At 42.0% G+C, this 26,951-nt stretch carries 25 protein-coding genes and 1 pseudogene; 4 read left to right on the top strand and 22 right to left on the bottom strand.

Translation table 11 applies throughout. The features are described 5' to 3' along the window. Positions 1-43 precede the first annotated feature (43 nt). From aspS to H0S56_RS11830, 3 genes are all read left to right on the top strand, one after another. Positions 44-1,828, top strand: a complete 1,785-nt coding sequence (gene aspS, locus H0S56_RS11820) for an aspartate--tRNA ligase (protein WP_005103279.1) — start codon at positions 44-46, stop codon at positions 1,826-1,828. A gap of 115 nt (positions 1,829-1,943) precedes the next feature. Continuing rightward, a complete protein-coding gene (locus tag H0S56_RS11825; RefSeq protein ID WP_004278319.1) occupies positions 1,944-2,165 on the top strand; it encodes a hypothetical protein in 222 nt (73 codons plus the stop codon). 18 nt (positions 2,166-2,183) lie between these two features. Next, positions 2,184-3,029, top strand: a complete 846-nt coding sequence (locus tag H0S56_RS11830; protein WP_195725146.1) for a lysophospholipid acyltransferase family protein — start codon at positions 2,184-2,186, stop codon at positions 3,027-3,029. A gap of 237 nt (positions 3,030-3,266) precedes the next feature. Here the strand turns inward: H0S56_RS11830 and H0S56_RS11835 are convergent, their stop codons facing one another. The 18 genes and pseudogenes from H0S56_RS11835 to mazG all read right to left on the bottom strand — a co-directional run bounded on the left by H0S56_RS11835 (position 3,267) and on the right by mazG (position 21,831). Then, complete coding sequence (locus H0S56_RS11835) at positions 3,267-4,061, bottom strand: glycosyltransferase family 2 protein (RefSeq protein WP_195725147.1); 795 nt, start codon at positions 4,059-4,061, stop codon at positions 3,267-3,269. Continuing rightward, complete coding sequence (locus H0S56_RS11840) at positions 4,058-5,260, bottom strand: hypothetical protein (protein ID WP_195725148.1); 1,203 nt, start codon at positions 5,258-5,260, stop codon at positions 4,058-4,060. The genes H0S56_RS11835 and H0S56_RS11840 overlap by 4 nt, the downstream gene beginning before the upstream one ends. A 230-nt stretch (positions 5,261-5,490) precedes the next feature. Then, on the bottom strand, positions 5,491-6,288 hold the full coding sequence (locus H0S56_RS11845) for a glycosyltransferase family 25 protein (protein ID WP_005107854.1): 798 nt from the start codon (positions 6,286-6,288) through the stop codon (positions 5,491-5,493). Between the two features lie 14 nt (positions 6,289-6,302). Next, positions 6,303-7,049: a glycosyltransferase family 25 protein gene (locus H0S56_RS11850; protein ID WP_005107856.1), complete on the bottom strand. Its 747-nt coding sequence runs from the start codon at positions 7,047-7,049 to the stop codon at positions 6,303-6,305. A gap of 15 nt (positions 7,050-7,064) precedes the next feature. Continuing rightward, positions 7,065-7,787, bottom strand: a complete 723-nt coding sequence (locus H0S56_RS11855) for a glycosyltransferase (protein ID WP_195725149.1) — start codon at positions 7,785-7,787, stop codon at positions 7,065-7,067. 128 nt (positions 7,788-7,915) lie between these two features. Then, positions 7,916-8,842, bottom strand: coding sequence for a branched-chain amino acid transaminase (locus H0S56_RS11860; protein ID WP_004278329.1), 927 nt, complete (start codon positions 8,840-8,842; stop codon positions 7,916-7,918). Positions 8,843-8,866: 24 nt separating this feature from the next. Next, positions 8,867-11,617 (bottom strand): bifunctional [glutamate--ammonia ligase]-adenylyl-L-tyrosine phosphorylase/[glutamate--ammonia-ligase] adenylyltransferase, encoded by a 2,751-nt coding sequence (gene glnE / locus H0S56_RS11865; protein ID WP_195725150.1) that lies wholly within the window; start codon positions 11,615-11,617, stop codon positions 8,867-8,869. A 94-nt stretch (positions 11,618-11,711) separates the two neighbouring features. Next, positions 11,712-13,015, bottom strand: a pseudogene (locus H0S56_RS11870) (RNA-guided endonuclease InsQ/TnpB family protein). 173 nt (positions 13,016-13,188) lie between these two features. After that, positions 13,189-14,457, bottom strand: coding sequence for a sensor histidine kinase (locus H0S56_RS11875; protein WP_195725151.1), 1,269 nt, complete (start codon positions 14,455-14,457; stop codon positions 13,189-13,191). A gap of 712 nt (positions 14,458-15,169) precedes the next feature. Next, complete coding sequence (gene yjgA / locus H0S56_RS11880) at positions 15,170-15,703, bottom strand: ribosome biogenesis factor YjgA (protein ID WP_004278333.1); 534 nt, start codon at positions 15,701-15,703, stop codon at positions 15,170-15,172. Between the two features lie 2 nt (positions 15,704-15,705). Next, positions 15,706-15,975, bottom strand: a complete 270-nt coding sequence (locus H0S56_RS11885; protein WP_044109984.1) for an HPr family phosphocarrier protein — start codon at positions 15,973-15,975, stop codon at positions 15,706-15,708. Then, positions 15,972-16,823: an RNase adapter RapZ gene (gene rapZ / locus H0S56_RS11890; RefSeq protein ID WP_004278335.1), complete on the bottom strand. Its 852-nt coding sequence runs from the start codon at positions 16,821-16,823 to the stop codon at positions 15,972-15,974. The genes H0S56_RS11885 and rapZ overlap by 4 nt, the downstream gene beginning before the upstream one ends. Positions 16,824-16,841: 18 nt before the next feature. Further along, the gene (gene panC, locus H0S56_RS11895) at positions 16,842-17,690 is read right to left on the bottom strand and encodes a pantoate--beta-alanine ligase (protein ID WP_044109981.1); all 849 of its coding nucleotides are present in this window, start codon (positions 17,688-17,690) and stop codon (positions 16,842-16,844) included. Between the two features lies 1 nt (position 17,691). Further along, positions 17,692-18,501 carry a 3-methyl-2-oxobutanoate hydroxymethyltransferase gene (gene panB / locus H0S56_RS11900; protein WP_004278337.1) on the bottom strand — a complete coding sequence of 270 codons (810 nt, stop codon included), beginning with the start codon at positions 18,499-18,501 and terminating at the stop codon, positions 17,692-17,694. 53 nt (positions 18,502-18,554) lie between these two features. Continuing rightward, positions 18,555-19,040, bottom strand: coding sequence for a 2-amino-4-hydroxy-6-hydroxymethyldihydropteridine diphosphokinase (gene folK / locus H0S56_RS11905; protein ID WP_004647478.1), 486 nt, complete (start codon positions 19,038-19,040; stop codon positions 18,555-18,557). Continuing rightward, entirely contained in the window at positions 19,037-20,509 is a 1,473-nt protein-coding gene (gene pcnB / locus H0S56_RS11910; RefSeq protein WP_044109978.1) for a polynucleotide adenylyltransferase PcnB, read from the bottom strand. The genes folK and pcnB overlap by 4 nt, the downstream gene beginning before the upstream one ends. Positions 20,510-20,645: 136 nt before the next feature. Next, positions 20,646-21,059 (bottom strand): ComEA family DNA-binding protein, encoded by a 414-nt coding sequence (locus H0S56_RS11915; protein ID WP_005172659.1) that lies wholly within the window; start codon positions 21,057-21,059, stop codon positions 20,646-20,648. Next, positions 21,019-21,831, bottom strand: coding sequence for a nucleoside triphosphate pyrophosphohydrolase (mazG, locus tag H0S56_RS11920; protein ID WP_044109976.1), 813 nt, complete (start codon positions 21,829-21,831; stop codon positions 21,019-21,021). The genes H0S56_RS11915 and mazG overlap by 41 nt, the downstream gene beginning before the upstream one ends. Before the next feature lie 91 nt (positions 21,832-21,922). On the opposite strand from mazG, the gene H0S56_RS11925 reads away from it, so the two are divergent. Next, positions 21,923-22,693: an SDR family oxidoreductase gene (locus H0S56_RS11925; protein WP_044109992.1), complete on the top strand. Its 771-nt coding sequence runs from the start codon at positions 21,923-21,925 to the stop codon at positions 22,691-22,693. 23 nt (positions 22,694-22,716) lie between these two features. On the opposite strand, the gene H0S56_RS11930 is transcribed toward H0S56_RS11925, so the two are convergent. From H0S56_RS11930 to H0S56_RS11945, 4 genes are all read right to left on the bottom strand, one after another. Beyond that, the gene (locus H0S56_RS11930) at positions 22,717-23,361 is read right to left on the bottom strand and encodes a 4'-phosphopantetheinyl transferase family protein (RefSeq protein WP_044109975.1); all 645 of its coding nucleotides are present in this window, start codon (positions 23,359-23,361) and stop codon (positions 22,717-22,719) included. A 138-nt stretch (positions 23,362-23,499) separates the two neighbouring features. Continuing rightward, positions 23,500-24,909, bottom strand: a complete 1,410-nt coding sequence (gene der / locus H0S56_RS11935) for a ribosome biogenesis GTPase Der (RefSeq protein ID WP_004278348.1) — start codon at positions 24,907-24,909, stop codon at positions 23,500-23,502. 168 nt (positions 24,910-25,077) lie between these two features. Next, entirely contained in the window at positions 25,078-26,226 is a 1,149-nt protein-coding gene (bamB, locus tag H0S56_RS11940; protein ID WP_004733039.1) for an outer membrane protein assembly factor BamB, read from the bottom strand. Beyond that, the gene (locus H0S56_RS11945; protein WP_044109972.1) at positions 26,223-26,921 is read right to left on the bottom strand and encodes a YfgM family protein; all 699 of its coding nucleotides are present in this window, start codon (positions 26,919-26,921) and stop codon (positions 26,223-26,225) included. Before H0S56_RS11945 ends, bamB begins: the two co-directional genes overlap by 4 nt. Positions 26,922-26,951 lie beyond the last annotated feature (30 nt).

Genomic DNA, 26,951 nt, shown 5'->3' on the forward strand with positions numbered 1-26,951 from the left:
CGTATTCGCTGACCTTAACCCATATAGTTGGATTTCTAACGCTATGATGCGAACTCATTACTGCGGTTCTTTAACCGAAGCTCAAATTGACCAAACCGTAACATTATGCGGTTGGGTACACCGTCGCCGTGACCACGGTGGTGTAATCTTCCTTGATATGCGTGACCGTGATGGTCTTGTTCAAGTGGTTATTGACCCAGATACTCCTGAAGCATTCGCAACTGCTGATAAAGTACGTTCAGAATTTGTATTAAAAATTACAGGCCGTGTACGTCGCCGTTATGAAGGCACAGAAAATGCCAATATGGTGAGCGGTCAAATCGAAGTCTTGGGTAAAGAAATTGAAGTTCTTGCTCAGTCTGAAACTCCGCCATTCCCTTTGAATGACGAAAACACCAATATTTCTGAAGAAATTCGTTTGAAATATCGTTTCCTGGATATCCGTCGTCCAGAAATGCTAGATCGTTTACGTTTCCGTTCTAAGTTGACCAACCTGATTCGTAACTACTTCGAAGACAATGGTTTCCTGGATGTTGAAACTCCGATCTTGACTCGTGCAACCCCTGAAGGTGCACGTGACTATTTGGTTCCAAGTCGTGTATCGAATGGTAGCTTCTACGCACTGCCACAATCTCCACAGCTGTTCAAACAGTTGTTGATGGTGGGTGGTATCGATCGTTACTACCAAATCGCAAAATGTTTCCGTGATGAAGACTTGCGTGCGGATCGTCAGCCTGAATTCACCCAGATCGACGTTGAAACATCGTTCATGAGTGACGATGACATCATGGATTTAATGGAAACTTTAACCGTGAAGATGTTCAAAGAACTTCTAAACGTAGAGTTCGATAAATTCCCACGCATGACATACAACGATGCAATGCGTGACTATGCATCTGACAAACCAGATATGCGTATTCCTTTGAAACTGGTTGACGTTGCAGACTTGATGCAAGACGTTGAGTTCAAAGTATTCGCAGGTCCTGCGAAGGATCCTAAAGGTCGTATCGTTGCGCTTCGCGTACCGGGTGCGGGTTCACTGCCACGTAGCGCGATTGATGAATATACCAAATTCGTAGGCATCTACGGTGCACGCGGTTTGGCGTACATCAAAGTCAACGAACTTGAAAAAGGTATCGAAGGCTTACAATCTCCAATCGTTAAATTCATCGAGCCAATCGTGCTGGATCTATTGAAACGTGTTGGTGCTGAAAATGGCGACATCGTATTCTTCGGTGCAGACAAAGCTAAAGTTGTAAACGATGCAATGGGCGCGCTTCGTGTGAAGATCGGCCATGACCTTAAATTATCAACTTGCGAGTGGGCACCACTTTGGGTTGTTGATTTCCCAATGTTTGAAGAAACTGATGATGGTAAATGGACGTCTGTGCATCACCCATTCACGCTGCCAAAATCTAGCGTAGAAGAAGTGAAGAACAATCCAGGTGCTGCATTGTCTGTGGCTTACGATATGGTATTGAACGGTACTGAAATCGGTGGTGGTTCACTACGTATTCACAATCTTGAAATGCAAAAAGCGATCTTTGAAGCACTTGGTATTGGTGAAGAAGAAGCAGAAGAGAAATTCAGCTTCTTGTTAAATGCACTACGTTACGGTGCTCCTCCGCATGGTGGTTTGGCATTTGGTCTGGATCGTCTGGTGATGTTGATGACTGGCGGCGCTTCAATTCGTGACGTGATTGCATTCCCGAAAACCAAGACTGCTGAATGTCCATTGACTCAAGCGCCAGCACCAGTTGAATCAAACCAGCTGCGTGACCTTGGTATTCGCTTACGTGAAAAACCAAAAGCTGAATCTCAAGAATAATTCTTGAAAATTTAAGTGAAAAAGCCCTGCCTCGTGTGGGGCTTTTTTTGTGTGATTGAGTCACATCTGGAACAGTGGCATAATAGCCACAGTTTTTAATCTAAGGTAATTAGCAATGGCTATGCGTCCTGCAGTTCGTAATCGCAGCATTATGCTTATTGTATTTTCAGTGGTTCAATGGCTGTTCATGCGCTATATCCTTGCCAACAACCTGTTCAACCTCGATACCAATGACCGTATTGTGTATTTTTGTCTGAGCAGTATTTTAGGTGCCCTGCTGATTTTTGTAGGTTTGATTTATATGGTGCTGAAGGGCAATCCGGACAAAGACCTATAATCTGACCATCTGGATACCATGTACACCCTACTTAAAAATTTCTCCAAGCTTCCACTAAGATTCATTCAAAATCTTGCGCAACTGGCTGGATCTATTTTGTATCTCAGCCATTCTTCTGCACGCCGAGTGACTGAGATTAATCTAGCCTCTGCTTATCCTGAACTTTCTGAATCTGAACGAGCTGATTTGACTAAACGCAGCCTCAAAAGTCAGTGCATGACGTATGCAGAATCCGTCAAAATTTGGGGTTCATCTTCTGAATATGCGCTGTCTTTAATTCGAGATGTGCATGGTGCAGATCTATTTATTCAAGCTTTGCAAAATCCTCAGGGCTGCTTGGCTGTAGTTCCACATTTTGGTACGTGGGAGCTGTTGAATGTCTGGGTGAATCAGCATACCTCTCCTGTGATTATGTACAAGCCCAGCAAGAATCAGGATGTTGACCGCTTCATGCTTGAAGCTAGGCAACGCCTGAATGCCACACTGGTCCCTACAGATGATTCTGGTGTACGTGCTTTATTTAAGCATTTAAAACAGGGAGGTTTTTCTGCAATTTTACCGGATCATGTTCCTAAAGAAAGTGGTGGTATCTACTCACTTTTCTACAATCAGAATGCGCTATCTTCTACCTTACTTTCCAAACTGGCAGCTAAAACACAATGTTCTGTAGTTGGGCTTAGTTGTTTAAGACGTGAAGATTTGTCCGGCTATGATATTCATGTCACCGAATTATCCTCCGATATTTTATCTAAAGATTTACAACTGTCGGTTGATACCTTAAATAAAGAAATGGAGCGCATGATTAATGTCGCTCCAGAACAGTATTTATGGGGATATAAACGGTTTAGGAAGGTAAAAAAATAAAAAAATAGACCTCTTGCGAAAGTATGCTTTTACCTAATTTTTGAATCAGCTAAAACCTTATAAAATATAGCTTGCGGCTATTTAAATTTTGACCAACCAAAAAGGTCTAACATTTATATACAACTTACCTAGTTTAACAATCTGCTTTTTAAACCTTTATGAAAAATTATTAAAATTTAAAAAGCAGATCTATATAATATTCTTATTTCAAATTTATTATGAGATTGATTTGAATTATCAGTTAATCCAATTCAAAAAATATTCGAATATTCCAAATGATATAATTCCCAATAAAAAACCATATAAGCTATACCTTATTTTTATTTTATTCTTAATTTTTAATAATTTAAAATCTTCAGATGTTTTAATATGGTGCCCCCAACCCATATGTTCAACTGCACTTTTTTCTAAGATAGCAGCAGACATTCCCATTTGATGATACTGTTTTGAAATATTTGCCTCTGTAATCGAAGAATCAATATTCCGATAATAAGGTTGTATTATCATATAGTCTTTCTTTCTTCTAAGCCCAGGATTAAAACTAAAACCTTTCCATGTATCATCATTGCTTCCCAATATAAAGTAAGAAAAATCATCAAGGGAATATTTATCTCCTAAGTAATGAAATGGGTAACGTTTATGTACATCATTCTGAAAGTTTCTTAACCAAACTTGTAAGATTTTAGAGTTATTTTCCAACACTCTTTTAGACTCTTCGATAAAATTAATACGATAAAAATTCCAATCATCTTCACAATGGAAAATATAAGGTGTATTTACAAAACTATAAGCTAAATCAATAGACTTTATTTGTCCTAATTTAGGCTTATTAATAATCACCCTAGTAAAATCTTTCCAGTGTTGAGGTATTACCTCCCAGACTCTTTCATCACCAGAATCTTCAGTTATAATTACCTCTCTAACTGAATAAGTATTAAATCTATCGATTGATTCTAAAGTTTTTTTTAGTAATTTAAAGCGCTTACAACTTGTTAAAACAATAGTTACATCACTTTCTTTATCAAACTTCATTTCATTACCTTATTTAATTTGATTAATTTTTCCCAGAAACTCAAATCCAGATTTAGCCGTGGAAGATCTTTTACTTCAAAGACCCTTTTGATAACATCATACAAACATTCATCCAGCCTATGTTTTTTGGGATCAAATTCAATAAAATCAGCCCGATTTAATTTCCAGTTATAATTAATACCTTTATAATGTGCATAATAAAAATTTTTACTTAATTGAAGTTTTTTTGATTTCACAGTGTGTACTTTCCACTGTACATCATTTTCAATTTTTTGAGGATTTATACACCATTTATAGTCACTTTCCCATTGAGTCTTGTCATAGTAAAAAAAATTATTAAATCTTCTTAAATCTGTTTTATATAAAGGGATAGATTCTATCCATCTTCCCGAAATTTGTACTCCTGGTACTTTTTCTAATTCCTCAAAAACGGATTTTTTATTCTCATTGAGAATTAGCTCATCTACATCTACGTTAATTACACCTGAAGCATATTTTAAAAAACGTTCCTTAGCATGTTCCATCATACCATATTGACAAAAATCAGAATCCCATGGTGCATTTTTAACCTCTGCTGATGTACCACCTTGTGGACCATATTTAAAATTCCAAGGAACGATAATAATATCTACTTCCAGTTTTTCTTTAATCAAATACTCTTTTAATTCTTCCACACTATAATAATCAGAGTTATTGTCATAAAATAATACTGCATCAATTAAATGAATTTTTTTATAAAATTTTATCCAATCAGAAATCCATTCTAATTTATTATTCTTAGATAATGTAAACAGAACTTTTTTATTTTTAAAAACATGATGAAAATTTTCATTAACTACAATATCAAACTCTAGCCCAGCTCCCCCCCATTGAAATAATTTAATTTTACTATCACTATAAAACCAATTTCTTTGTGTACGATCAAGCATAGTAATATGTAGGTCAGATTGTGTACATCTCCCATCTAAAATGAAATTTTTTTTATTGTATAAATTTTCTAATCCATATGAAGGAGGACCTGAAAAAACAAGCTTATCATCCGACATAAAAACATCAAAAGCTAAAGTATAAAAATCAAATTTTTCATTATAATCACTTGATTTACAACTATCACTTCTTGGAGATTGTCTTTTCAATATGCTGTTAGTGGGCAATATACAAGGAGATACTTCAATGATTTTCACAAAATTAACAGACATAACAAAAAACCTTAGCCACTTAAATTTACTTTAAAAATATATTTAACAGAGTTATTAATAATATTAATTTTGAAAATCCCAAAACCTGGAGAGTCAACATTCTTAATAACCACATACAATAAGATATAAAATACTATTTTCCCTAATAACCCTATAACCAACGCGAACAATACTTAAAAAAATTCTAGGAGAACTTTATTTAAAAAATAAAAATGGGGAAGCGTGGTTAATTAAAACCGTGACGAATCTACGACAATCTCTCTTTTTACACTAATACCTAAATATTTCAATTGACGAAGACCTAAATTAATTTGGGTCTTTATTCTTCTCATTTTAAACTTCGATTTTTCACTCGCAGTTAAATCAAAATTTAATTTATTCTTTACCTGTGCAATTACAGATTCATGTATATATTTACATGGAACGGAATATTCAGGGCACTTATCACTTTGTAATAATGCAGCAGGCTCAATTTGATATGCTTTTAACTCATAACAACTATGAATAAATTCATCAGATAAACCAATCGCTCGTTTATTCATAAAGTCTAATAAAATTTTAGCGCCAGTTGGATATAGCGCATATCCGCCCGTGCCACTTCGATCAATGTAAATTTCAAAAAGATTGTAATCATTGTCTGCTATAGAACATGTCGATTGCTTGGCAACAGTTTTCTTTCTGCCATGTACCTCAAAATTTATATAGTCAATATCAGTGAATTTTTTTAAATCATTTAATATTTTTTTAAAGTCTTTAACTAAAATCGCATCATCTTCTAAAACAACACAGGGTTCATTGTGTTCAACAATATAATCCCATGCTTTTTTATGACTTAAGAAACATGCGAGTTCTGATTGCTTCATTAGACGCTGACCACCAAATGCCATACGTTTGTAGTCATCTTCTGAAAAATCATGAATTGATACAGCTGATAAACGCTCAAACTCTAATTCAAGGTCTTTAAATTGAGCTTGTTGTTGCGCCAAACGATCTTTAGACTGATCTAAATTAATTAATAAAACTTTCATTATTTACTCAATCTTTAAGCCGAGCAGATTTTATTTTTTAGAGCTTTCAACTTATTGCCCCACATTCTTTTTTGACGTGGCCAACGTTTACCCACACGCTGACGTGCGACTGTTGGATTGACTTTTACAGCATCAATATCGCTTTCAGCACCATTCGGTTGAACCAATGGCGGATAAATAGAGAATCCTCGACTTGAATGTGTTAACCAACTTTGAAGAGCGACATCAATGGGTGTATTAATCTGAGCTAGATCATTTTGAAAAGCTTCTGCACCCTCACGCGACCAAACCAAACCTAAGGTGAGTACAGGAAAATAATATGCTTTTAAAAGATGATGACTCCCAATCTGATGCAACTTTTTACTCAATTTACGTTTAGTACTACCAATATTGATTAAGTACCAACCTTTCTGGTTTTGTTCTAACCATTGCACAGTTTTTTGAACTGTAGTCACTAGATCTGAAATAACCTCTAAATCATCCTCAACTACAATGATATAGTCATAATTAGAAGCTAAAAATTCGGTTACGCATCGCTTGTGACTTAAGTAACATCCAATTTCAGCACCTAATAAATCACGCCCCATAAGCACATTGGCTTGTTGGCTATTATAAGACTCATAAGTTTGAACATCTAACTTACGACCATCAAATGCTGAAATTCTTTCAAATTCAATATTCTGTTTTTTTAACTCAGCAGAAGCTTGGGCTAAACGATGGGTACTTGAATCTAAATTAATTAAATAAACGCCTAATTTCATATTTTAAATTCCAGCTTACTGCCAAGCATCCTTAATCCACTGCGATGGCAACACATAACGATACCATTTCCCCCCCCCACCATTCACTGCATCAGGTGGATTAATTTCACCATGGAATACAATAATTTTAGCACCTTCAGGCTTCATAGGAGGTTTAAAGTAAGCCATCGGAATTTTTTGCAGGCAATGATATTTATAGCTCTTGCACCAGCTTTCTGGCCAATAGGTCTGTTTACCTTCACGGTCTACGTACCAAGACAAATAGGCTTGCTCATTACGGAATTTTTTACGGATTTCATCAAAGTTTTCACGAAAATAAGGCAAAAGCCCCGGGAAAGCACCCAGTTTAAACCGGTAAACCGAACTGTTACCGGTAATACGCCACGGCCGTTTCCAGTCATGGATAATCAGAAAGTCGCCCGGATAGGTAAAGAACTCATCGATATTATCGACAATCACTACATCAAGATCGAGGAACAGTGCATTGCCTTCCAAACCATACAGATCAGGCTCAAAAGTAGATAGCTTGTTCCAGCCACGCTCAGGCGCACCTTCAGGCAATGCCAAAGGTGGAATAGGGAAACATTGTACTGCAGGATCAATGCCTTCAGTACGATCCGTCAGACAGACCATCTTAAAGTCGACTGTCGTATGTCGTTTAACCATATTGTATAAACGATTGACGTATTCCGAACCGTATTTGGTTCCCCATTTCATACAAATAACGATGTTACTCATTGCGTATGCCTAAGCTCATCTTAAAATCTTCTTGATGCTGAATATGATGACATAAGTTCGCTAAAATAAGTACATCAGTTAAAAAAAACCTCTCAAATGAGAGGTTTTTTCAATCAGTAAATTCTTAATTACTTCACATACGTTAACCAGTGTGCATATTTAGGATCTTTACCCTGAACTGCATCAAAATAAGCTTTCTGGATTTGTGTGGTGATTGGACCACGTACACCTTCACCAATCTGACGGTCATCGTATTCACGGATTGGTGTTACTTCTGCAGCAGTGCCGGTAAAGAATGCTTCATCTGCGATGTAGAACTCATCACGGGTAATACGGCGTTCAATTACGTCATAACCCAAGTCTTTAGCAATCGTAATAATCGTTTGACGGGTAATACCATCCAGCGCACCACCTGCGATATCAGGCGTATGAATCACGCCATCACGCACCAGGAATACGTTTTCGCCTGAACCCTGGCATACATAGCCTTGTGGGTCGAGCAGCATTGCTTCATCATAACCTGAATGCGCCACTTCCTGATGCGCAAGAATCGACAAGGTGTAGTTACCTGATGCTTTAGCCTTACACATGGTCACGTTCGGATGATGGTGGGTAAATGAAGACGTTTTTACGCGAATTCCCTTCGCCATCGCCTCTTCACCGAGGTAAGCACCCCAGCTCCATGCCGCAACTACGGCATGAATGGTATTGTCAGTTGCAGCGATACCGAGTTTTTCAGAACCAATAAAAATAATTGGACGTAAATAGCAAGACGCTAATTTGTTTTCACGAACAACATCAATTTGAGCCTGTTCTAATGCTGCTTGATCAAATGGAACTTTCATTTGATAAATTTTTGCAGAATTCAACAAGCGCTTCGTATGTTCTTTAAGACGGAAAATAGCCGTTCCATTCGGGGTTTCATAAGCTCGGACGCCTTCAAACACACCCATGCTGTAATGCAAAGTATGTGTTAATACGTGAGTTTTTGCCTCACGCCAGTCAACTAGTTGTCCATCTTGCCAAATAAAACCATCACGATCAGCCAAATTCATGCCACAAACTCCAATTTCTCACAATTATTCACTATCCAGTGCAAAGTCTGCACTTGGATCAATCAGTCTTTGCCATAACTTGCAAACGGTCATTCGGGTATCGTGCCAGTCGCTTGCAGACACTTGCATGGATTGATTTGCAAGGGCTAAGCGATGGCTCTCGGCGCGTTCACGGAGATAAGCTTGAATCAGAGCAGTCGCATCGTCGCTGGATAAGCAACCTGATTTTGCGGCATCCTCAAGAATTCGTACATTGTCGGAGAAATGGGCGAGATCTTTATTCGTCCCACTCCAAGCCAACACAGCATACTGTGCCATAAATTCGATGTCTACGATACCACCTGCATCTTGTTTTAAATGAAAAATACCATCTTTTTTTTGCTCTTTAGAAGAACCGAGATGCTCCTTCATTTTCTGACGCATTTTCAGTACTTCTGCCCGTACATAATTTTCATCGCGAGGCTGAATCAAAATATCCCGGCGTAAGACTTCGAACTTTTTTCGCAAGCTCATTTCACCCGCAATCGGACGGGCTCGCACCAGTGCCTGATGCTCCCATAGCCAGGCACTTTTGAACTGGTATTGTTCAAAGGCTTTTAAACTGGTCACCAAAAGCCCAGCTTCGCCCGATGGACGCAATCGGGTATCGACTTCATATACACGTCCATCCAAGGTTTGCGTGGTCATCAGTGACATAAACTTTTGTGCAACCCGCATGGCAAATTCAAAGCCACTGATCGGCTTAAGTCCATCGGTATCGGCCTGTTCACCCATATAGTGAATAAACACCAGATCCAGATCCGAGCCATAACCCAATTCAATTCCACCGACTTTACCATAACCAATGACTGCAAAAGCCGTATGCTCGACTGAACAGCGCTGCCCTTCTGCATCCAGTGGAAAACCATGCTTTTTTGCCACAATCTGATAGGCCAGATGCAGCGCTGCATTCACCGATACTTCAGCAATATCGGTCAAGGCATCGGAAACTTTCATTAAAGGACTTTCAGCCAGCACATCACTGGCGGCTACAGCAAGTACATTGGATTTTTTAAACAGGCGCAAAACCCGCATCTGGTCTTCAACCTGATCAATTTCAATCCGTAAAAGTTGCTGGCGCAAGGAATCTTCCAGATCCTTACGTTTTGGCAATTCAAAATCCATCGACAGGAATTCGTCCAGTAGCACCGGATAATGGGTCAGTTCTTCACAAATCCATGGGCTGACCGTGGCCATCTTCACCAGTCGCTGTAACGCCCCTTTACTCTCGATTAACATCACCAGATATACCGTACGGCGCATCACTGATTCGACTAAGGGCATTAAGCGCACCAACGCCACCTGAGGATCATCTGACTGTAAAACTGCTTCGATTAAATGCGGCCAGAAGGTTTTTAAACGCTGCACTGCTTTGGCTGGTAATTTTTTTAAGGCATGCCCATTCCAGAACTCATAAACGAGATTTTTCGCATTCTCATCCAACACTTCTTTGAGTTTTTTTTCCAGCTGTGAAAAACTTTCAACCAGGGTATCTGGACCATTTTCCTTGATTAAATGATCAAACTGATACATCACTTTGTCACGCTTTTCATTGAGATATGCCATAAAGCTTTCCCAATCAGCAAAACCAAGTGTGTCCGTCATCCGTGCCCTTAACTCTGGCTCTGTCGGTAGTAATTGCGTTTGCTGATCATTCAGTGCCTGAATCGCGTGTTCGACCCGGCGCAGGAACAGATAGGCATCTTCCAGATCCTGCACCGCCTGTTCATCCAGTAACTCGGTATCATCCAGATGATTCAGATTCACCAGACACTGCCGATCCTGCAATTCAAGTTTGGCGCCGCCGTAAATCAACTGAAACACCTGCACGATAAACTCGACTTCGCGAATGCCACCGGCTCCGAGCTTGATATCATCTTCAATATTACGGCGCTGTACTTCGCGCTCGATCATAGCTTTCATTTCGCGCATGGCTTCAAAAGCGCTGTAATCGACGTACTTGCGAAATACAAATGGACGGGTCATCTCCAGCAGCTCATCGCCTTCCGGACTTGGATTGACAATACGCGCTTTAATCCAGGCATAACGCTCCCATTCACGCCCATGCTGGCTCAGATATTTTTCCAAGGCCGCGTGGCTAATGGCCAGCGCCGAACCATCGCCCCAGGGACGGAGGCGCATATCCACCCGGAATACAAAACCATCCGCCGTGATCTGATCCAGCAAATGAATCAGTTTCTGTCCCCACAGGATGCAAAACTGCTGCACATCAATACATTTGCGCCCATCGGTTTCACCCTGCTCATCGAAGGCAAAAATCAAGTCGATATCACTGGAAAGATTGAGTTCTTGGGCGCCGAGTTTGCCCATCGCGATGACAATCAGATCCTGGACTTTTCCGTTATAGCCAATCGGCTGGCCATACTTGGCAGCGACCGGAATACGGGCAAAATCTTTCGCCGCACAGATGCAGGCATCGGCAAAATCGGAGAGTTCTTGAGTGAGGGTAATAACATCGGTGAGTTGATTGGCATCCTGCCAGATCCAGCGAAACATCAAACGAGCCCGCAGAATACGCATTGCGCGCATCCACGTTGCTTCATCGCTTATATTCAGGATGCAGTGCTGCACCAGCTGATCAATATATTCCCGACTGAGTGAGCCTTGAAACTGATCAATTGCATAATCCTGTTCCAGTAAACTCTGGTGATTGGCCAATACCTGTTCGGTATATTGGCTAGCTCTTAAGGTTTTCTGCAATTGTGCCGCATTCATCACTCAACTCTTCCCCTGAAACATTCTGCTTAGTTTTGACATACTCCCACCACTTTCACGATGTTCAAGTGGGGGATTCTAAAAGTAAAAGCTCTTAGGTGACTTCCTCACGGATTTCACTTGCTTTCTGCTTCGCAAGGCGACCTTTACCGCATCCACCCTCCACAGACAAAACGGTATGTCCTACCGCCAAAATATTGCGAGAAGCATTAATATCTGCATTCTCGCCAAAGCTACACTCGACACAACTAAAGTTTGCTTGAGTAAGCCTATTTTCTTTTGCAACGTGACCACATGAACTACAAGTCTGACTTGTTATTTAGGGTCAACTTTAACGAGTAAACCACCTCGCCATTGCTGTTTGTACACCAACATATTAACAAGCATTGACCAACCTTGATCCAGGATTGATTTATTTAAGCCGGACTTGGCTTTAACATTCTTTCCTTTTTTCTCGATTGAGCCTTTCGCTGACTTCGACATATTGGCTACTTTTAAGTCCTCAACTACGATCATTGCGTGGTTTTTGCTGAGCGTTGTGGTGACTTTGTGCAAGTAGTCATGCCGAATATTGGCAATATGATGGTGTAATGTATTGATCTTGAGATTCAGCTTTTTCCAATTTTGACTGAACTTGTTTTTCTTTCTCAGCTTGCGCTGAAGCCTAGCCAACTTTACTTGATTGGCCTTGAAACTATTGATCGGGTCGAATACTTGACCACTAGACGTTGTAATTAACTTTTTAACACCTAAATCAATGCCAACGGCTGATTTTGATGGGTGGACTGGTGCTTCTACTGTGTTTTCAGCACCAAATGACACATACCATTTCCCGACATGCTTTGAGATTGTGACGTTCTTAATCTCACCCACAATATTTTGTGATTTTCTGAATTTCACAACGCCAATGTCATTAGGTAACTTAACTTGGTTGCCTTTAACCCAACAATATCTGCCAAATTGAACAATACGAATGGAATCATAACCATCAGATTTCTTTTTGAATCGTGGCATAAGTGGTCTAAGTTGAACTTCACCACCATCGGATAATTTAAAAAATCGTGGCTTCTTAGCTCTAAATGGTTTTTGCTTTAACTTAGCTTGTTCCTTTTTGTTAAAAAACTTCCCCCAAGCATCACCAAGATCACGAACTTTTTGTTGGAGTGAAACGCCATTTGAGCTGTTTTCTAGAAAAGCACATTCAGGTTTTTTGCGTAATTCAGGAATTTTATTGACTAAATTAACTTTGTTGATTCGCTCATTATTAGCAAGCATCTCGAACGAAACAGCTAAAATTTGATTCCAAACAAAACGTGCAGAGCCAAGCAACTTGTTTAAAACAAGCTCCTGTTCCGCATTAGGCTCAAGCCTAAATTTGTACGCTTTGTTGATCTTCATTTCGCCTTAAATCTATTTAGATACAGAAACTTAATGCAAATTATTCTATCATATTGCACTAAAAAAAAGTCGTGAAATTCACCTCCACCCTAATGTTGGGTGGAGTCCTCTTTCACACTAAAGATAGCAGGAGTTTTGTCTCAGTGGGAATGTTTTAGTTTGAAATTTACCTTTTAAGATTGCTCGGCATGTACATCTTCAAGCACTAGCGCCTGATGATCATTGGTAACCATCGGCAAATGCACAGTAAAGGTCGTACCACGGCCCTCTTTGGAATCTACAGCAATTTGACCATGGTTCAGGTCAATAAAGCGCTTGCAGAGTACCAGACCCAAACCTACCCCTTTCTCTTCAGCTGTGCCTCTGACACTCACACCCAAAGTCGGTTTAAACAGATTCTGCATCTGTTCTTCGGTCATGCCCAGGCCAGTATCCTGAATCGTAATCTTGACCTGCTCGCCTTCCATCTCTGCAGCTAAAATCACTTTACCGCCTTGATTCACCGGGGTAAATTTAAGCGCATTCGACACCAGGTTTTGCAAGACAGAGGTAATCATGTTGATATCCGCATGTACCTTGATGTCTTCAGGGATATTATCGACCAGTTCGATCTTTTTATTTAAGGCCAAACTTTTCAGTACACTGCAGACAATTTTACTGGACTGTTTCAATTCATAATTGATCGGATGATAAACAAAGCGTCCACCCTCTGCCATCGCCCAAGTCAAAAGGCTTTCCAGCAGGTTATAGGTCGATTGTGCATTATCATATAAATAATCCGCGATGCTCTGAATACTGGATTCATCCAGTGTGTCACGTTCCTGCGCTAGTACTTCGGAAAAGCCGAGCAAGCCGTGAAACGGTGCACGCAGATCATGCGCAATAATCTGGAAAAATTTAGTTTTACTGAAATTTTGTGCGCATTGCTGCTCGTATAATTCTTTCAGTTCAGTATGTTCTTGATTGAGCTGAATTCGAATCACTAAACTTTCAGCAAATTGTTTAATAGTGGCAATATCGTCCTGATCAAACAGTTCGGTCTGATCATCAAAGAAAATGACCTGTCCAAAAGACACACCGCTACTGGATTTTAAATTAAAGGCGACTAATCTCTGATGCGCTACACCGAGATCTTTCACATAATTTGACAATTCTGTATAAGCAGGATGCGTCTGGTCAATGACATCTGACTGTTGCAGATACGCAGGCAGATTCACTTCCTGTGGGGCGTGCAAGGCCCGAAAACCGCGTGGACAGCTGTACCAGATATAGGGTTCCGTGTGGAAGCCGATAATACTGGTTTTAACGTTTAAAACTTTACGGGCGATCTTACAAAAGGTGTCTAATAGGTTGTTGGAGGTATAGACACCTAAAATGAGAGATATACGGCACGAGCTTAATTGCTCCGTATTCTGACCGACCTCTAGCAGTTTTAGTTCCATGTCTGCCTCTCTGAATGTTTATGGAATATAGAAAACACTGCCGACCAAATTCATACAATCAATAACAAAGATTCTATATTTACTCAACGATGAAAACTCACCTATAGGTTAAAGGATTTGTTAATCTGTTTCTATTCAGATACATTCTTAACCGCAAAGCACTGATATTTAATTGATTAAGAATAACTTGAAAATTTACTATTCGAAAAAAACCTACATAAGTATTTGAAATTAATATATCTCACCTAAAATAAGCATGTTTATTTGTATTTACTGTAACACACTACTGACTAAAAAATACCCACTATCACTTTTTATTCTATTTGGAGTAAAAGCTAATGATTTTTCAATTATATAGCTTGACCTTATGATTAAAAAGAAATTTTATGTCAGGTTTCATCTATCTAATAACACTCAGAATTATTTTTTAATTTTTAAAAATATCTTAACAATTTCAGTCTACAAAATATTTAAATATCAGGATATTGACTAAAAACAGGCCAAAAAAGCCACTGAGAATTGTAAAGATTTTACATTCATTAACAAATTATTTGCAGAAATTTCGTGTTTTTTATCCTCAATGCAGTTTTAGAAACTGGAATAGTAATATTAAGATAGATCACTTAGAGACTATGCATGTCCAAGCCAAACTCATCGGCTCAAAACAGCTATAAAAAAAGCGGCCTAAAAGACCGCCTTTTTACATGGTTGCTTAATTGTCAGAAATCAACGCCACTTGCTGTACATAGTTAAACAGCTTTAATTTAGAAGCATTCACTTCTTCTTCAGGTGCTTGATTCTTTAAATCACGGTGTACCCGAAGATAATGTTGACGTAAGGTATGACGCTCTGTCGCATTATAGGTTTTGGTAAATTCATTGATGGCTGGATCTCCATCTTTGACAATTCGATCCACCCAACGCTGTAATTGGGCTGTCTTTTTAAGACCTTGTTTGGGTGTTAAATAAGACAAAATCACTGTTTCATTTTCATTGCGTAATAATTTACCAATCCGTGAAAATTGACGACGACGTGCTTCATGCGAACTAATTGCCTGCACATCAAGTAAGGCGTCAATCAAACGCTCATCTACGGGTAGGTTTTTAATTTGTTTAGCGCTCAGCTCTGCAAGCTGCGCACCTAAAGCAGCCATACGCTGGACTGCTTTTTTCTGTTCGGTCTTACTTGCGCGTCCCTCTAAAGAATCAAAATCTTCTTCAGTTAAACTGTTCGGTCGACGTGCCACGATTAATCTGCCTCATAAAATTTTGCTGCAAATAGTGCCTGAATTTCAGATAAGGCTTTTTCCTCATCTGCTCCTTCAATCACTAAGCGTAAAGTTGTTCCCTTGCCTGCACCAAGCATGAGCAATGACATGATATTTTTGGCATCTACCAATTTGTCAGCCTTGCCAATCTGGATACTGGAACGAAATTTGGTGGTAACTTCTATCAGTTTACCAGATGCGCGTGCATGTAAACCCAGTTTATTAATTACGTCAACTGTCGTATCAATCATGACCAGTGCTTCATTTCTCGATGGAGGACTTGAATAGACCATTTTGCCTCAAGGGCTTTTTTTAGTCTATCCACAATATAAACAGAACGATGCTGACCACCGGTACAACCTATCGACACGGTCATATAATGACGATGCCCTTCGGCAAAGGTCGGCAACCACTTGTCCAGAAAATGATACAGATCATTGAACATGTCCTCGACCTGATCGCTCTTTTGTAAAAACGCCTGCACCGGCTGATCTAGCCCTGAAAATTTGCGCAGTTCCAGTTCCCAATGCGGATTTGGCAAATGCCGGACATCAAAGACATAATCGGCATCCAGTGGAATGCCATGCTTATAACCAAAGGATTGCAGAATCAGGATCAGGTTATCGGCCTGTCCGAGCTTGGACAATAAGGTATGTTTCAGGTCATGTACGCTTTTATCGGTAGTATCGATATGAACTGTAGAACGCAACTGAATCGGCATCAACAGGATTTTTTCTTCCTGAATGCATTGATTCAGACTTTTAAAGCGTGACGCCAGAGGATGCGGCCGACGCGAAGCACTAAAGCGGGCAATCAGCTCCTGATCCTGCGTGGTCAGATAGATAATATCGACCGAACCATGCTGTTGCAGCTGCTCAAATACATGATCAAATTCTTGTAAATCTGCCCGGGTACTGCGCACATCGACGCCCAGCGCCAACTGTTCCAGATTATTTTCACTGTCCAGTTTGGCCACGATTTCGGGAAGCAATGCCAAAGGCAAATTATCAATACAGTAATAACCCAGATCTTCAAGCACCTGTAATGCAGATGATTTACCCGAACCAGATTGTCCTGTGACAATTAAAATGCGCTTCATGCATGCTACCCTTTCATCTTAGCCGGCAGTGTATTTAACCTGCAGGTTATCGATCAGACGTGTATTCCCCAGCTTTGCAGCTATAAATAACACAAGATCTTGATTAAACGTATGAATTTTTTGTAATTCTGGAGTGCGGGCTTCAACATAATCCACCACAAACCCGGCATCGGTTAAAGTCTGGCGAATCTCTGCCAATACCGTTTCCAGTTCCACACCTGCATGTAATTGCTGTTCAGCCCATTGCAAGCTTCGATAAATGACCGGTGCGATTGCACGATGCTCTTCGCTTAAATAACCATTGCGCGAACTTAAAGCCAGGCCATCTTCTGCACGGGCAATCGGTACACCAATCACTTCCAGTGGAATATTCAGGTCTTGTACAAACTGACGAATCACCGCCAATTGCTGATAATCTTTCTGGCCAAAGAAGGCGTAATTCGGCTGTACGATATTAAACAATTTAGTGACCACCACCGCCACACCATCAAAATGGCCGGGACGCTGCAAACCGCATAAATCATTGGTAATGTCAGAGACACTGATATTGGTCAGACGCGGTTTTTTGCCATACATTTGCTCAACCGTCGGCGCAAACACGATGTCACAACCAACTTCAGCCAATAGTTGTTGATCCTGTTCAAGCGTGCGCGGATAGCTGTCAAAATCTTCATTGGGCCCAAACTGAATCGGATTGACAAAGATACTGACCACCACCACATCACACAACTTACGTGCTTCACGCACCAGATTTAAATGTCCCTGATGCAGATTGCCCATGGTCGGTACAAAACCGATAATCTTGCGACTGGTACGCGCCGGATTTAATGATGCCGCTAAGCCCTGAATGGTGGTTTCTGTTTTCATCTTACAATTCAACCTGAAAAGTTTGTTCTGGTGCCGGGAAAGATCCATCTAAAACTGCAGCATGGTAGGCTTTAAAAGCATCCAGAATGGCTGTCGCACCCGATTGTTCTTGCATAAAATTACGTACAAATTTTGCGGTATGTCCAAAAGTCAAACCGAGCATGTCCTGAACCACCAATACCTGACCATCTGTAGCTGCACCTGCACCAATGCCAATGACCGGAATCTGCGGAAACAGTTCGGTGATTTCCTGGCCAAGCTGTGCTGGTACGCATTCAAGTAGCAATAGTGCAGCACCCGCCTCGACCACTGCCTTACAGTCCGCAATGAGCTGATCGGCCGCTTCACGGGTACGGGCTTGCAGTTTATAACCGCCAAAGACATGTACCGACTGCGGAGTAAGACCCAAATGCACACACACCGGAATACCGTTACGGGTCAGCACTTGCACGGTTTCTGCCAACCATGCACCGCCTTCCATCTTGACCATTTGCGCGCCAGCCTGCATCACGGTTTTCGAACTTTGCAAGGCATCATTCAAGGTAGCATAGCTCATAAATGGCAAGTCAGTCATGATAAAGGCATGCTGGTTACCACGGCGTACCGCAGCCGTATGATAGGCCATATCTGCAACCGTGACCGGCAAAGTCGAATCACGCCCCTGAATTGACATTCCCAGAGAATCGCCAATTAAAATGCTGTCCACTTCGGCAATTTCCATGGCTTTGGCCATACTGGCATCATAGCAAGTCAGACATGAAAATTTGCGTCCATCTGCTTTAAAGCGTCTTAAATCACTCAGACTGACCATGAAAATGTTCCTCTATGCTTGAAAGTTCTGACGAAGCTACCATCACTTAAAAATTAAATATTTGCCCAGTTGCTGTCATCGAGTACCGCGAGGGTCGACTGTGTGACGATGTCTAGGTCTTTTAATCTGTGTCCATGAACCTGTATTTCAGGATCAATATCCAGAAGTGGAAGCAGGACAAAATCACGTTCTAATACACCAACATGCGGCACAGTTAAGCGTTCATTTTGAATCTGCTCATTGCCGTAGAGCAGCAAGTCCAGATCCAGCGTACGTTCGCCCCAATGACGTAAACGTACCCGACCGGCGTCGTGCTCAAAGGCTTGCAGACGATCTAGCAAGCTTAAAGCGGCCAGATCGGTATTTAACTGCACCACTGCATTCAGATAGTTTGGCTGATCCTGTGGTCCCATCGGTGGACTTTGATACAGATGCGAAGTTTTCACCTGCCCCAAGGTCGCCAGTTTCTGTACAGCTTCTGCCAGAATCTGGCGTGAATCACCCAGGTTACTGCCCAGGCCAATATACGTCACGATCATTGTGTTGGCCCAAATACCACCTGACTCAGATCACGTTTCACCCGCTTACGTTTCATAATCGGATGATCTGCGCCAATTTCACCGCTGGCACTGGCTGCTACATGCGACAGAGGTTTCACCTTGTCTTCAAACTTGGCTTTGCGCACTCGACGATTGCGTGGTTCAGGTTCATTTACCAACGGTTCGATCTCGGTGAGATCTTGCTGCTGGGTCAATTTCTGTTCCAGATGTTCTTCTTGACTCGCCTTGCGACGGCTCTTGGCACGCTGACGGTTATACTGGCTAATGGCCCGTTCTTTCTCGTCACCGCTCATTTGCTGGTAAGCATCCCACCAGCTGCCCATGCCTTGTGCAGTTGCATCGCCTGATTTTTCACGCAGCAGCAAAAAGTCAAAGCCGGCACGGAAACGCGCATGGCTGGACAAGGCCTCGATTTGCTGTGGTTTTGGGTTCAGCAAACGGGTCTGCATTTCCCAAACTTCACGAATAAAGGTTTCCGCAAAACGTGGAATAATGGTACGAGTCGCCTGACGTTTTAACACGTCCAGACCAGCTTGGGCACGAGCTTCGGCGGCTACCACGCCTTTATTTAGATAGAATTCACAACGCTCGAGGAATGGCTGCCACAACAATACCGCATAGAAAAAGGCCGGGTTGATGGTCTTGCCGATAGAAATACGCTGATCGGTATTTTTCGCAGCGCGTTCCATAAATGGCGTAATTTCAGGCTTGATATCTGCAAATAACTGCTGCCAGATCCCAAAATCGATCAGCATTGGCAAGACACGATTCAGGTGTCCCATGGTAAACAGTTTCTGTGATTCATCATAAAGTCGATGTGGAGAAACATCACGCAGCAACTGGGTCATTTCCGGCGTAAAGACATCCAGAATCGCTTCATCAATATTAAAGTTCAGCTTGGCGGCAAAACGTAGGGTTCGCAGCATCCGCACTGGATCTTCTTCAAATCTTAAAGTCGGATCACCGAGTAAGCGTAAGGTTTTGCTATGGATATCATCCACTGCATTGCAGAAATCCAGCACAATGCCTTTACGTGGCTGGTAATACATTGCATTGATGGAGAAATCACGACGGGCAAAATCCTGCTCGATGCTGCCCCAGTTGTTATCACGCAGAATCATTCCCGCGGCCGAGGTCACTGCTTTTTTTGGTGGTGCACGGAAGGTTGCCACTTCAACCAGTTCCCGCCCTGAATAGACATGCGCCAGTTCGAAACGTCGTCCGATAATTCGACAACGTCGTCCGAAAACTTCCTTGACCTGAGCCGGGGTTGCATTGGTAACTGCATCGAAATCTTTAGGATTCAAACCTAACATCAGATCTCGAACACCACCACCCACGATATAAGCTTCATAGCCTGCCTTGTTTAAGGCATCAATCACATCGAGAATATAAGAAGGTAATTGAGCGGTTGATAAACCACATTTTGACGCGCGCAAAGTTTGCAAAAGACGCTGTCTCCTACGTCTGAACGTAAAATTCTAAGATGACGCTAATCATATCGCTTACACGCCTAAAGGGCAATTTGATTATGTCAATCCTGCCGCTCAGATTGATTCTGTATTCAGCATCAATTCCGTCTATTCACAACGCGAGTCTGGCCTTGTTTTTGGCAAATAATGCCGGCCCAATGCCTTTGACCAGCTGAATATCTTCAATGCTTTTAAATTTCCCATTTTTCTGCCGGTACTCGACAATGGCTTGGGCTTTCTTTTGTCCCACACCATGCAACTGTTGCAATTGTTCAATATTTGCACTATTTAAACTAATTCTATCACCTGTCGCTTGTACCGAAAGTGCCGGTTTTGCCAGATAGTGATCTGCTTTAGTCGATGCATTCTGTTGTTTGAGCCGCGCATCATGTTGCTGTTGTCTGGTCTTCCATTCCATATAATCGGTCGCAGTTGCATGTGCAGTTCCAATAGCAATATAGCCTAGCCATAAACCCAGAAGAAGATTAATCCACGCCGGACTTGTTCGATGTTGTTGTTTGTTCATGCGCCGCTCTTTGTTTTAATTCTAATTTGGCCTGTTCCCAGAGCTGATCCAATTCAGCCAGTGACAAGCGGTCTATATTGAGTTGTTGTTTTTCCGCCTGATGTTCCATCAAGGCAAATCGAGTACGAAACTTATGGATCGTGCCTAATAATGCCATTTCACTCGAGATTCCAAGTTTACGGCCAACATTGACCAGAGAAAATAAGCAGTCACCAAATTCTTCCTGTATTTCATCGGAATTCTGGCTTGCCAAAGCTTCTTTTAACTCGGCCAGCTCTTCTTCTACTTTGTCATATGCCCCAGTGACATCGGGAAAATCAAAGCCGATTTTTGCAACATTTTTCTGGATTTCATCTGCCTGTACCAAGGCCGGTGCATGCTTGACCTCATCTAAACGGGAACGTGGCTTGCCCTGCTTTTCTTGCTGTTTAATTTCTTGCCAGAGCTGAGAGACATCTTCCGGGCTCAATTTTGCAAACTGTTCAGCTTGAAATACATGCGGATGACGGCGAATCAGTTTATCGGTAATGGCCTGCACCACATCCTGAAAATCGAAAGCGCCCTGCTCACTGTACATCTGCGACTGGAACACCACCTGTAACAGCAAATCACCCAGCTCATCGCGGACATCATCGACTTTTCCAGAGCGGACTGCTGCTTCGACTTCGTAAGCTTCCTCAATGGCATATTTGGTCAGAGATTCGGGGGTCTGTTGCTGATCCCATGGACATTTTTCACGTAATTCGCGCATGACCTGGAGTAGTTGTTCCATGTTCAAAACCTCTTTTTTTTTACCAAATAGTCGCGTCAATCTGCCGGCTTCTTGTTATGCTCAAAAAAAAGACAATAAGGAGATCAGGCACATGCACAGTATATTGATTAGTGGGGCAGCACAAGGAATTGGGGCAGCAACCGCCCAGCTATTTTACCAGCACGGCTATAAGGTGGGCATTTATGATGTTCAGGTGGAGCAGGCAGAACAGCTGGCCCAGCAACTGGGCGAACATGCCAAAGCCGGTTTTCTGGATGTAACTGACTACGCTTCCTGGGAAACAGCTTTAGCCGAATTTTCAGCTTGGGCAGGTGAAATCAATATTCTGGTGAATAATGCCGGAGTCTTATATTCAGGCCCTTTTGAAGAAACTGATATTATGGCGCATCATCGGACTCTGGATATTAATGTTAAAGGAGTCATGAACGGCTGTCATGCCGCTTTCCCTTATTTAAAAGAATCTTCATTTGCCCGCATCATCAATCTATCTTCAGCTTCGGCGATTTATGGCCAAGCCGATTTAAGCAGTTATTCCACCAGCAAGTTTGCAGTGCGTGGCCTGACTGAAAGTCTGGATATTGAGTGGCAACCCTATGGGATTCGAGTCTTGGATGTTATGCCGCTTTTCGTCAGTACCGCCATGGTCAAAGATATGCAGTCAGAAAGTATTAAAAAAATGGGCGTGCATTTAAAAGCAGAAGATGTTGCACGAGATATTCTGAAACTGGCACAGCTCAAAGATTCAATATGGCAGGCAACGCATCATCCGGTCGGATTCAAAAGCCAGTTTTTATTTCATTTATCGCGGATGAGTCCACAATTTGTGAATCGGCTGAGTAATCTGATCATTTCTAGAAAATAAAAAATATTTGGGTTGATTCTGTTTTAGACAGTGTGATGAATCTGGATCACAGGAAATCTCAATCCCTTGCAGGAATCCTCACTTTGCCAGGCCACGGTGAGCATGCAGCCAGTAAGCGTATAATTTTGATAGGCATAGACGCCAATCTCTGGGTGTTCGCAGCGCCCGCCATTTTGCTCAGGATGAAGATTAGTATTCAGTTCATTCAGGTTGATCCGGATTCCCAAGCCTGATGCCTTTAACACCGCCTCTTTGGTGGTCCAGACTTTAAACCAGTATTCGGGATCATAAGCCAGCATTTTCCAATATTTTAATTCTTCGGGATGAAAGGCATGTTGTGCCAAGGCTTCAAAACGGACTTTACGATTCAGTTCTTCAATATCAATTCCTAAATTCTGAACTTGCTTGCTCGTGGCCAAGGCGTAGAAATTTTGACTATGACTATGATTAAAACTGAAATCCGGATAGTCATTTAAATAAGGCTTGCCGAAATTCGTCCGCACCACCTGTTGATCGCTAACTGGCAATTCAAAAGATTGGGATAAAAGCTGATTACGCAAACACGCCACTTCGCGTTTCCGTTCGGCAACCTGGGTTTTGCGGTCTGACAACGAATGACAAGTCAGATCAGAAAGTTGATGCAGATGAATTTGAATCAGCCGAGCCACGTGAATCCATTGAAAAGATATCAATTGATTTGAGTGTAAAAGAATTCACACTTTTATTGGGAGAGAAATTCATTATTTTCTCAAAACAAAAAGCCCGCTTTACGCAGGCTTTTTATCCGAAAAATTTAAACTATAGAATTAACGTTTAAATTTCTTCTCGGCTTTCTTGAACTTCTGTACATAACGACGTTTACGCGCAGCTGCACGCTCATCCACTTGAGACTTACGGCCTTCAAACGGGTTTTCAGAAGTTTTAAATTCGATTTTAATCGGCGTACCTTCAAGCTTGTACACTTTACGGAACACATTTTCCAGGTAACGGCGATAATCCGCAGGAGTTTTATCCACCTTGTTACCATGAATCACGATCGTTGGCGGATTTTGTCCACCCATATGCGCATAACGCATTTTAATACGACGACCTTGAACCATCGGCGGTTGGTGGGCATCTGTCGCATCATTTAAAATCTGGGTGATTTTTGCTGGTGACACTTTCAAACGAGATGAATCATAAGCACGGTGAATCGATGGATAAAGATCGCCCACACCCGTTCCATGCAATGCAGAAATCAAATGTACTTTGGCCCATGGAATAAAATCGAAGCGACGCTCTACATCGAGCTTACATTGCTTACGATCATATTCAGTCATGTTATCCCATTTGTTGACTGCAATGACCATGGCACGACCCGCTTCAAGCGCATAGCCAATCAAATGCAAATCTTGCTCAACAATACCATCACGCGCATCAACCACAACAACAATTACGTTGGCATCTTTCATCGCCTGTAAAGTTTTAACAATCGAGAATTTCTCAATCATTTCATCGACTTTACCTTTACGACGCACCCCGGCAGTATCAATCAGGGTGTATTGACGGCCATCACGCTCGAATGGAATATAAATCGAGTCACGTGTTGTACCCGGCTGGTCAAATGCCACCACACGTTCTTCACCGAGCAAGCGGTTCACCAACGTTGATTTACCTACGTTTGGACGACCAATAATCGCTAAACGCAGACCCGTGTTTTTGTCATGCTCTTCCGGATTTTCATCTTCCGGTACATCAGCAAGTACATCTTCCAGCATCTGCTGAACACCACGACCATGGCTGGCTGCCACTTGTAGCGGCTCGCCCATACCCAGTTTGTAGAATTCAACCAGGGCAGCTTCAGCATGTACGCCATCAACTTTGTTGGCAACCAGAAAGACTTTTTTGCCTAAAGTACGCAATTCACGGGCAATCTGTTCATCAGAAGCCAGCAGTCCGGCACGCGCATCAACCACAAAAATGATGATGTCAGCTTCATGAATGGCAGTTTTGGATTGCTCTGCCATATATGAATCAATACCACCTTCATTTTCACCAATACCGCCGGTATCGACCACAATAAAGGATTTATTTTGATAGGTAGCATCGCCATATTTACGGTCGCGTGTCAGACCTGCAAAGTCTGCCACCAATGCGTCACGGCTCTTGGTAATCTGGTTGAACAGCGTCGATTTTCCGACGTTCGGACGACCAATGAGCGCAATTACGGGTTTCATAGAGTAACCTTTATTTAATATCAGGCGTCAAAGTGGCCTGAACATCAGAAAGCATAGGAAGATATAAGGGGTAAATACCCTAAATAAAAACACGGGGCATTGATTTTTCAATCACCCCGCGTTCACAAAAATACGGTTGTGGCTAGTTTAGCATAAGGCTCGTTAAAATTAACGGTTCTGCCAAATGCTTAATGCGCCCTTGCGTGTAGAAACATAAAGCTGGTTGTCGATGACGCGTAAGCTACGCACTTCCCCAGAGGTTTTCGAACGACCAGTAATCTGTCCGGTACGCGGATCAATCAGGTGCAAGACACCATCCAGATCACCGACTACAAGGTCAGTACCCAGCATCACCGGATTACTTAACTTGCGATTCAGCAACTGGTCATTTTCCCAAAGCGGTTGACCCGAAGTAATCTCAAAGGCTTTGATTTTGCCATCGGTTTGCGCCACAAATACACCATTGCCCACAACTTCTGGACGCTGGATACTGCTGGCATCTTCACTCCAGACCACCTGTTGTGAAGCTAAATCCAGCACAGTCACCTGACCTTGATAACTGGTGGTCACCACAAACTGGCCTGCAACGACCGGTTCCCCGTCAATATCAACCAGACGCTGGATATCAGAACGCCCATCCGACACTGCGACACGACGCTGTAATTTTGGCACACCGCTTAAGGCATCCAGTGCATAGATATAAGCATTGGAAGATGCAATCAGTACATTACGAGCATCTAATGCAACAGGTGCAGCCATGCCACGCAGGCTGAATTGTACATTAGGTAAGTTATAAGTCCAAACTTGCGCACCCGTCGCAATTTCATGCGCATATACGGTGCCGTCATTGCTGACACTAATGACCCGCCCTGCATGAATCAGTGAAGGCGCCAGTAAAGCACCCGTCAATTGCGCAGTCCATTTCTGCTCGCCGGTTTGTTGATCCAGCGCAAACAGTTGGCCTTTCTGGTTGCCAACGACAACAAGACCTTCAGCAGCTTCAACACCAGAACTTAAATTGTCTTTGCTGACTTTTTTCTGCCACAGACGCTGTTTGCCTTTAAATGCAGACACTTCGCCTTTCGGGTCAATCGCAAAGACCACACCATTGTCTGCATCCAGACGCAAACGCAACGGATCAGCAGCATCTGTCGAAGCCACACTGGTGGAAAATACAGGGACCAGTGTTTTGGCTTGAGTCAGTTTTGGAAGTGGATTCGGTTTTACTTCTGGAACTTTATTGGTTTTACCCGCACAGCCAGCCAATGCAAGCGTTAAAACAGTCAAGGCACAGGTAATTTTGTATTTTCTATTCATTCAGCTTCTTCCGCTTGTGTTTCTATAATTGGGCGTTCGATTTCCGGATCATCGACCAATACGCCTACGCTTTCGAGCTTAATTTGTAAAATCTGACGTTCTTCTTTACGTTCAATCAAAGCATCCCATGCACTTTGATATACTTTTTTCGCATTTTCAATATCATTTTTGGCAACATAAATATCGCCACGTGCTTCATCAGCAGTTGCTTTAAATGCAGGCTCAGTGACTGCTTCTAAAGTTTTCAATGCAGCATCATATTTTTTCTGTGCCAGTTGTGCATAGGCCAGACGAAGTTTGACTACCTGAACTAGCCCTTTATCATCTACCTTCGAGTTTTCAACTTTCTGTAGCGCTTTCTCGGCCGCAGCATAATCTTCTTTGTCATAAGCCAATTTAGCCATCATCAGCTGGGTCTGAATCGCCTGTGCTGAATCCGGTGCTTCCTTGACAATTTTGTCCGCAGCTTCAGATAACTTAGCAAAACCATCACCTTTCGATGCCTGCGCATCATCCATCAACTGCTGAACCTTGGCAGTGTGCATTTGCGACTCTGCCAGGTTTTTCTTCTGCCAATATTCCCATCCAAAAAAGGCAATCAGCGCAATTAAAATCCCGGTAATCATCGAAGAACCATATTTCTTCGTAAAGGATTTTAAGCTTTCAAACTGTTCATCACCACTCATTGCGCTCATGAGATTACCCTTTTCCTAATGTTTTATCGA

It is taken from the genome of Acinetobacter lwoffii, assembly GCF_015602705.1.
Classification (GTDB): Bacteria; Pseudomonadota; Gammaproteobacteria; order Pseudomonadales; family Moraxellaceae; genus Acinetobacter; species Acinetobacter lwoffii_E.

Excerpts from the sequence above, each read along its gene's own strand:
- folK (WP_004647478.1), bottom strand. The coding sequence starts at position 19,040 with ATGATCGTGACGTATATTGGCCTGGGCAGTAACCTGGGTGATTCACGC.
- H0S56_RS11875 (WP_195725151.1), bottom strand. The coding sequence starts at position 14,457 with ATGGAACTAAAACTGCTAGAGGTCGGTCAGAATACGGAGCAATTAAGC.
- H0S56_RS11925 (WP_044109992.1), top strand. The coding sequence starts at position 21,923 with ATGCACAGTATATTGATTAGTGGGGCAGCACAAGGAATTGGGGCAGCA.
- H0S56_RS11830 (WP_195725146.1), top strand. The coding sequence starts at position 2,184 with ATGTACACCCTACTTAAAAATTTCTCCAAGCTTCCACTAAGATTCATT.
- H0S56_RS11835 (WP_195725147.1), bottom strand. The coding sequence starts at position 4,061 with ATGAAGTTTGATAAAGAAAGTGATGTAACTATTGTTTTAACAAGTTGT.
- H0S56_RS11885 (WP_044109984.1), bottom strand. The coding sequence starts at position 15,975 with ATGATTGATACGACAGTTGACGTAATTAATAAACTGGGTTTACATGCA.
- H0S56_RS11850 (WP_005107856.1), bottom strand. The coding sequence starts at position 7,049 with ATGAAATTAGGCGTTTATTTAATTAATTTAGATTCAAGTACCCATCGT.
- H0S56_RS11845 (WP_005107854.1), bottom strand. The coding sequence starts at position 6,288 with ATGAAAGTTTTATTAATTAATTTAGATCAGTCTAAAGATCGTTTGGCG.
- H0S56_RS11855 (WP_195725149.1), bottom strand. The coding sequence starts at position 7,787 with ATGAGTAACATCGTTATTTGTATGAAATGGGGAACCAAATACGGTTCG.
- der (WP_004278348.1), bottom strand. The coding sequence starts at position 24,909 with ATGAAACCCGTAATTGCGCTCATTGGTCGTCCGAACGTCGGAAAATCG.
- H0S56_RS11945 (WP_044109972.1), bottom strand. The coding sequence starts at position 26,921 with ATGAGCGCAATGAGTGGTGATGAACAGTTTGAAAGCTTAAAATCCTTT.
- mazG (WP_044109976.1), bottom strand. The coding sequence starts at position 21,831 with ATGGAACAACTACTCCAGGTCATGCGCGAATTACGTGAAAAATGTCCA.
- H0S56_RS11825 (WP_004278319.1), top strand. The coding sequence starts at position 1,944 with ATGGCTATGCGTCCTGCAGTTCGTAATCGCAGCATTATGCTTATTGTA.
- H0S56_RS11840 (WP_195725148.1), bottom strand. The coding sequence starts at position 5,260 with ATGTCTGTTAATTTTGTGAAAATCATTGAAGTATCTCCTTGTATATTG.
- glnE (WP_195725150.1), bottom strand. The coding sequence starts at position 11,617 with ATGAATGCGGCACAATTGCAGAAAACCTTAAGAGCTAGCCAATATACC.
- rapZ (WP_004278335.1), bottom strand. The coding sequence starts at position 16,823 with ATGAAGCGCATTTTAATTGTCACAGGACAATCTGGTTCGGGTAAATCA.
- panC (WP_044109981.1), bottom strand. The coding sequence starts at position 17,690 with ATGAAAACAGAAACCACCATTCAGGGCTTAGCGGCATCATTAAATCCG.
- panB (WP_004278337.1), bottom strand. The coding sequence starts at position 18,501 with ATGGTCAGTCTGAGTGATTTAAGACGCTTTAAAGCAGATGGACGCAAA.
- H0S56_RS11915 (WP_005172659.1), bottom strand. The coding sequence starts at position 21,059 with ATGAACAAACAACAACATCGAACAAGTCCGGCGTGGATTAATCTTCTT.
- H0S56_RS11860 (WP_004278329.1), bottom strand. The coding sequence starts at position 8,842 with ATGAATTTGGCTGATCGTGATGGTTTTATTTGGCAAGATGGACAACTA.
- aspS (WP_005103279.1), top strand. The coding sequence starts at position 44 with ATGATGCGAACTCATTACTGCGGTTCTTTAACCGAAGCTCAAATTGAC.
- bamB (WP_004733039.1), bottom strand. The coding sequence starts at position 26,226 with ATGAATAGAAAATACAAAATTACCTGTGCCTTGACTGTTTTAACGCTT.